The 6,327-nt window shown below is 72.6% G+C and carries 7 protein-coding genes; all 7 read right to left on the bottom strand.

Annotated elements, in window-relative coordinates; translation table 11 throughout:
• Window positions 1–187: 187 nt before the first annotated feature.
• Complete coding sequence (locus tag ACH4DZ_RS36510; protein WP_398292635.1) at window positions 188–781, bottom strand: cobalamin-dependent protein; 594 nt, start codon at window positions 779–781, stop codon at window positions 188–190.
• A 3-nt stretch (window positions 782–784) separates the two neighbouring features.
• Window positions 785–1,294, bottom strand: a complete 510-nt coding sequence (locus tag ACH4DZ_RS36505) for a hypothetical protein (RefSeq protein ID WP_398292633.1) — start codon at window positions 1,292–1,294, stop codon at window positions 785–787.
• A 52-nt stretch (window positions 1,295–1,346) separates the two neighbouring features.
• Entirely contained in the window at window positions 1,347–2,639 is a 1,293-nt protein-coding gene (locus tag ACH4DZ_RS36500) for an ATP-grasp domain-containing protein (protein WP_398292631.1), read from the bottom strand.
• Window positions 2,636–4,003, bottom strand: a complete 1,368-nt coding sequence (locus ACH4DZ_RS36495; RefSeq protein WP_398292629.1) for a TrpB-like pyridoxal phosphate-dependent enzyme — start codon at window positions 4,001–4,003, stop codon at window positions 2,636–2,638. The genes ACH4DZ_RS36500 and ACH4DZ_RS36495 overlap by 4 nt, the downstream gene beginning before the upstream one ends.
• A gap of 1 nt (window position 4,004) precedes the next feature.
• Complete coding sequence (locus ACH4DZ_RS36490) at window positions 4,005–4,700, bottom strand: transglutaminase family protein (RefSeq protein ID WP_398292627.1); 696 nt, start codon at window positions 4,698–4,700, stop codon at window positions 4,005–4,007.
• The gene (locus ACH4DZ_RS36485; protein ID WP_398292625.1) at window positions 4,697–5,875 is read right to left on the bottom strand and encodes an acyl-CoA dehydrogenase family protein; all 1,179 of its coding nucleotides are present in this window, start codon (window positions 5,873–5,875) and stop codon (window positions 4,697–4,699) included. The genes ACH4DZ_RS36490 and ACH4DZ_RS36485 overlap by 4 nt, the downstream gene beginning before the upstream one ends.
• Window positions 5,876–5,940: 65 nt before the next feature.
• Window positions 5,941–6,318, bottom strand: a complete 378-nt coding sequence (locus ACH4DZ_RS36480) for an ectoine synthase (protein WP_398292623.1) — start codon at window positions 6,316–6,318, stop codon at window positions 5,941–5,943.
• Window positions 6,319–6,327: the final 9 nt, after the last annotated feature.

Raw genomic sequence — 6,327 nt, 5'->3', positions numbered from 1 at the left:
CCCGTCCCGGACCCCGCGTCCCGGCCCGTCCCGGACCCCGCGTCCCGGCCCGTCCCGGACCCCGCGTCCCGGCCCGTCCCGGACCCCGCGTCCCGGCCCGTCCCGGACCCCGCGTCCCGGTCCGCATCCGACCCCCTGCCCCGGCACGGACCCGCGACCCCGGAGTGCCCGGCCGGCGGCGGCCCGGTCATGAGACGCGGGCGTGTCCGGACCACGCGGCCCCCACGCCGACGGCCCCTGCGCCGCTGACCTCCACGCCGACGGCCTGCCCGCCGGCGGGTCGGCCGACGACGGCTCGGTCCACGACGGTCCGGTCGGCGACGGTCCGGTCGGCGACGGTCCGGTCGGCGACGGCGTGCCCGTCCGCGGTGCGCAGTTCGGCCAGCACCGCGGGGAGGGCGGCCGGGTCGTGGACGATCCGGTCCACCCCCAGGGCGTAGAGCCGCCGGTCCGACGCGAGGCTCTTGCCGCTTCCCACGGAGAGGTTCCCGCCGACCACCACCGGGCAGTGGACGCGCCCGGACCTCTTCGCCTCCCGCAGGCCCCGCAGATCCTCGTGGATGTGCCCGTTCAGGCTGCCCACCAGGAGCGCCTCCGCCTCCGGACGTCGTACGCAGGCCCGGGCGAACTCCTCGACGGGCGTGCAGGCTCCGAGGTTCTCCACCTCGAAGCCCTCGTCCCGCAGAAAGCGGGCGATGAGCTGGTTGGCCACGACATGGCAGTCGCTCGCGGCCACCCCGAGGATGACCAGCCTCCGTGGCGGCGGTGTCGTCCACGACATCGGCTACACCAGCTCCCCGGTGCACGCGTCGTCCAGGTACGCCTGTTTCGCGGCGGTGTCACGGGCCGAGCGCAGATAGCGCGACCAGCCGCGCCGCTCGTGCGAGGTGGCGTCCAGCTCAACCACGTTCTGGGTGGGGCGCAGCAGGCCCGGCTTGGGCGGGTACGGCACGAAGCCGCCGTCGTCCTGGTGGAACAGGCCCTGCCACATCTCGTCGCGGTCCCGCCACACACAGACGAGCAGGTAGTACTTGCCGCCGTCCAGGTGCAGCAGCACGAAGCCCAACTCCCCCCGGAACTCCACCTCCTTGGCCGCGGCCCGCTCGGTCAGGAACGCGCGTGCCCCGTCCGTGACGTGCGGGGCCGCCTCGTCGTCGGCGCGGCGGATGTCGTACCACTTCAGACAGGCTCCCGGCACGACCAGCGGCGGGCCGGGGAAGATCAGTTTGGCGGTGTGCGTCCAGTCCGCGGGGTACTCGGACAGACCGGAAACGGTCTCGTTCGCCTTGCTCATGGGTCTCCATACCTTTCACCGGGTGGGGTGGTGGCCCTTACCGCCGGGGCCGCTACAGGTCGCCGTACAGGTCGCCGCGTTCCAGCGCGCGCAGCCGCCGGTAGTCCGCCGCCACACGGGCGGGGTCGGCGGAGCCCAGGTACACGTAGCCGGGGGACGAGGCGAGGTCCGTCGTGCGCGGCAGCACGGTGCCCGCCGGGATGGTCAGCGCCATCTCGACGAACGTGCCCAGGGCCCGTACCGGCGCGAACCGCTCGGCCGACAGCGGGCCGCCGTCCCGGGGCGAGCGGAGGGTGACGTACCGCAGATGGGCGCGCGGCCGGTAGCGCGGCAACTGTCCCCGCGCGGCCTCCTCGGGGTGGGCGACGGCGCGCGCCAGACACGCCAGCTGGTCGGTGCCCAGGAACCGGGACACCACGGACGGCGTGTGCGAACCGCCGTGGCGGGCCGCGCACTCCACCAGTACGGGGCCACGCCCGGTCGTGATCACCTCGGTGTGGGCCGCGCCGTTGCGGATCTCCAGCGCGTCGAGCACCCGCAGCGTGTACGCCGTCAGCACACCCACCACCGGGTCGTCCGGGGGCACGGGCTCCTCGTGGTCGTACATCGGACGGTCGCCGACCGGCCGCTTGTGATACCGCCACACCTCGACCACATGGTGTACGCCACCGCTGCTGACGGTGTTGACGAAGTACTCCTCGCCCGCCAGATGCTCCTGGACGAGCACGGCGAGATTGCGGCCGCCGTACCGGTCGCGGCCGGCCCTGATGGTGGCCGTCCCGGCCCGCAGTTCCGCCTCCGAACGGCAGAACAGGACGTTGTCCGTACCGGCGCTGGCCAGTGGCTTGAGCACGACCGGCCACCGGCCGTGCCCGCGTGCCCACGCGGCCACCTCGTCGGCGCTGTCGGTCGCGAGACACGCTGCCGTGGCCAGCCCGGCCTCCCGCACCGCGCAGGCCATCTCGTACTTGTCCCGCCGGGCCGACGGCCGGCTCATCCCGTGTCCCGGTGTGCCGAGTCCGGCGGACAGCGCGTCGGCCAGCAGGACGCCCGACTCGGCGCCGGCGACGACGCGGTCCACCCCGTACCGGCGCAGCGCGTCGGCCGTGGCGGCCAGGTCACCGCGGTGCGTGACCTCCGGGGGCCGCTCCGCCCGCTCCGCCCGGTCCGGCCGGTTCGCGAGGTACGGGTTCGGGGCCTCCGACCGCACCCGGACGCTCTGCACGCCCTCGCGGGCCAGCGCGTCGGGCAGGAAGGCGCCCATACCGTCGGCGTCCACCACGGCGACCCGGGTGGCCGGGCCCGTGGCGCGGGCGGCGTACGCGGTGGACGACTGCGCGCTCATGCCCCGCCCGCCCCCGGGATGCCGGCGGCGGCCAGAGCCAGCCCGCGGCTGTCTGCCTCGCCGTCGGTCAGCTCGCCCGCGGCGTACTTCTGGTAGGCCGCCAGATCGAAGTGCCCGTGTCCGGAGAGGCCGAAGAGGATGGCCCGGGAGCGGCCCTCCTCGCGGCAGCGCAGCGCCTCGTCGATGGCGACCCGAAGGGCGTGGGTGGACTCCGGGGCCGGCAGGATGCCCTCGGTACGGGCGAACTGGACACCCGCTTCGAGGCAGGCGACCTGGCCCACGGCGGTCGCCTCGATCAGCCCGTCCTCGACGGCCCGGCTGACCGCCGGGCCGATGCCGTGGGCCCGCAGTCCTCCGGCGTGCACCGGCGGCGGTACGAAGCCGTGGCCGAGGGTGTGCATCCGGAACAGCGGACCGAGTCCGGCCGAGTCGGCGTAGTCGTAGGCGATCGTGCCCCTGGTCAGGGTGGGGCAGGCGGCCGGCTCCACGGCGATGATCCGCACGGGCCTGCCGCCCCGCAGCCGGGCGCCGAGGAACGGGAAGGCCAGACCGGCCAGGTTGCTGCCGCCGCCCGCACAGCCGATGACGACGTCCGGGTGGTCCTCGGCCAGTTCCATCTGCCGCACGGCCTCCTGGCCGATCACGGTCTGGTGCAGCAGCACATGGTTGGCGGCACTGCCGAGCACGTACCCCAGTGACCGGTCCCCGGCGGCCGTCTCCAGCGCCTCCGAGGTGGCGATGCCGAGGCTGCCGGGGTTGTCCGGGTCGTCGGCGAGGATCTTCCGGCCGACCGCCGTCCGCGTGCTGGGGCTCGCCACGCACTCGGAGCCGTACGTCTCCATCAGCGCCCGGCGGTAGGGCTTCTGCTGGTGACTCACCCTGACCATGAAGACCTTGGCGGTCATGCCGAAGAACGCCGCGCCCAGTGCCGCGGCGCTGCCCCACTGGCCGGCCCCGGTCTCGGTGACCAGCCCGGTCCGGCCCGCCAGCTTGTTGTAGTACGCCTGCGGAATACCGGTGTTGGGCTTGTGGCTGCCGGTCGGGGCGCCGCCCTCGTACTTGTAGTAGATACGGGCCGGGGTGTCCAGGGCGCGCTCCAGGCGGTGCGCCCGGAACAGGGGGGAGGGGCGCCACAAGGTGTAGACGCGGCGGACCTCCTCCGGTATCGCGATCTCCCGGGCGGTGCTGGTCTCCTGGTCGATCAGCGGCTCGGGCATGGTGGCCGCCATCTCCGCGCGGGTCAGCGGCTCCCGGGTCGCGGGGTTGAGCGCGGCGTGCAGCGGGCCTCCCGGGAGGTCCGCCGCGAGGTTGTACCAGTGCGTGGGCGTGTCTTCCTCACCCAGCAGGAACTTCGTCCTTCGCATGTCAGGGTCCCTCCACCGGGGTCGTGCCGGTCGCTTCGGAGACGAGCGAGCCCGCGGTCGTGGTGTGCGTGCCCGCGAACAGCAGGGGGTGCGCCTCCCGGATGCCGCCGACGACCTCCGCGTACGGGAAGTCGTCGAACTCGCCCCGCACGGCCAGGAACTCCATGTGGCGCCGGCCCTGCTCGTCGTAGGGGTGGTAGTAGCTGTCCGCCCGTCCGTCGAAGTCGAGCGGTTTGATGCCGTACAGCGTGCACAGCAGTGCGTTGAACACCGGAGTCGCCCTGACCCAGGCCTCGTTGAGCCGTACGGAGGTCAGACTGTGGAAGCGGAAGACGTCACCGCCCATCAGCGTGCGCAGCCGGGGCGAGGCGAGATGGTTGCGGACGTCCGCGTAGACGAGCCGGCTCTCGATGCCCACGACGCGTACCGCGGCGGCGTAGACGATGGACTTGTGGACGCAGAACCCGGCGCCGCGTTCGATGACGCTGCTGGCCCTGAGGCCGTCGGCGGACAGGTCGCAGTCGTACACGTCGTAGCGGATGCCGTCACGGACGGCGTAGTAGAGGGCCACCGCGGCGTCCACCGGGTTGCCGGGATCCGTCGTGCGCAGGGCTTCGCGGACGAACTCCCGTACCACCGGCGACTCGTGGTCCAGGAAGCGCGTGGGCCGCAGCCCCGTGCCGATCTCGGTCGTCATGCCGTCCGCTCCCTCACACCCGGGGCGGCGGCCCGGGACAGTCCGAGGAAGGCCGCCAGCCGCTCGCGCTGGATCTCGGAGGTGCCCGAGTAGATCGTTCCGGCGACCGCGTTGCGCAGGTCCCCTTCGAGGCCGTACTCCGCGGTGTAGCCGTGGCCCCCGAAGAGCTGTACGGCGGCCAGGGCGGAGGAGACGTTGGCCTCGCTCACCACCAGCTTGGTGATGGCCAGGTCGGTGGCGACGCTCTTGCCGGCGGTGAACCTGTCCGCCGTGTCGTAGAGCCACTTCCTGGAGGTCTCCAGGCCTATCTGCATGTCGACGATGCGGTGCGAGACCGCCTGGTTGGCACCGATGTGCCGGCCGAACTGAGTACGCCCGCGGGCGTGTTCGACACAGCGCTCAAGACGGTGCTGCATCTCGCCGAGGATCCCGGCGAAGCCGCAGAGGATCTCCCACTTCATGACCTCGTCGAGGACCAGGAACCCGGACCCCACGGTCCCCAGCACATGTGAGCGGGGTATCCGGACGTCCGTCAGGAAGAGTTCGGACAGCGGTGAGGTGCGCAGGCCCATCTTCGTCAGGGGACGGCCGCACGTCACCCCCGCGGTGTCCGTCGGGACCAGGAACGCCGTGATGCCGTCGAGGTGTCCGGCAGCCCCGGTACGGGCGTACACCACCACGAGGTCGGCTATCGGGCCGTTGGTCACGAAGGCCTTGCCGCCGTCGAGTACGAACTCCTCGCCCTCCTGCCTGGCGGTGGTGCGCATCGCCAGCACGTCCGAGCCGCCTTCCGGCTCGGTGATCGCGTGCGCTCCGATCACGTCGCCCGCGCACACCCCCGGCAGGTACCGCGCCTTCAGTTCCTTCGAACCGAACCGCTGGAGAGGAACGCCGGTGCTCACGATGTGCGTGCACGCCGAGAAGACCAGCCCGGCGTCGGGGCAGCGGTACCCCAGGCCTTCGAAGACGTACATCATGGTCGGCAGGGCGAGGCCCGAGCCGCCCCAGGCGCTGTCGAACGGTGTCCCGAAGAGCCCGATGTCGCGCAGGTGTCTCCAGCCGTCCCAGGCGAACTCGCCGTGGGCGTCCCGCTCCGTGTGTCCGGCGCGCACGTCCGCGCCGACGGCCTCCGCGGTGGTCCGCAGCGCCCTCTGCTCGTCTGTCCAGTGCCTCATGGTGCCCCCGTCAGTGGTCCGTCAGCAGCCCGCCGGCGGCCCGTAAGTAGCCCGTAGGTAGCCCGTCAGTAGTGCGAGAACTCGTCCTGGTCCAGGTTGTGCCGTTCGCCGCCCTGCAGGGGCGGGTTGAAGACGCTGATCAGCTCCAGGTCGGCGTCCGGCGCGGCGATCAGGAAGTGCGCGTCGTGCTGGTCCAGGGCGTAGAGGACGCCCGGGCGCAGCTCGTGGGTGGCGCTCCCGTCGGGCAGGGAGATCCATCCGCGCCCGGTGATGCAGTAGCAGGCCTCCAGGTGCCTGCGGTACTCAAGGCGGGACTTCGTGCCCGCCCGTACCACGGTGTGACAGAAGGAGAAGCCCATCCGGTCGGCCCGCAGCAGCAGGCGGTGGCTCAGGCCGTTGCCCCACTCGACGACCGGGGCCTCTTCCTTCGTGCGTATCAGCATGTCTTTCCC

Source organism: Streptomyces sp. NPDC017991 (genome assembly GCF_044328075.1).
Lineage (GTDB): Bacteria > Actinomycetota > Actinomycetes > Streptomycetales > Streptomycetaceae > Streptomyces.
Note: the sequence above shows the minus strand (reverse complement) of the source record. Positions and strands in the feature narration are given on the sequence as shown.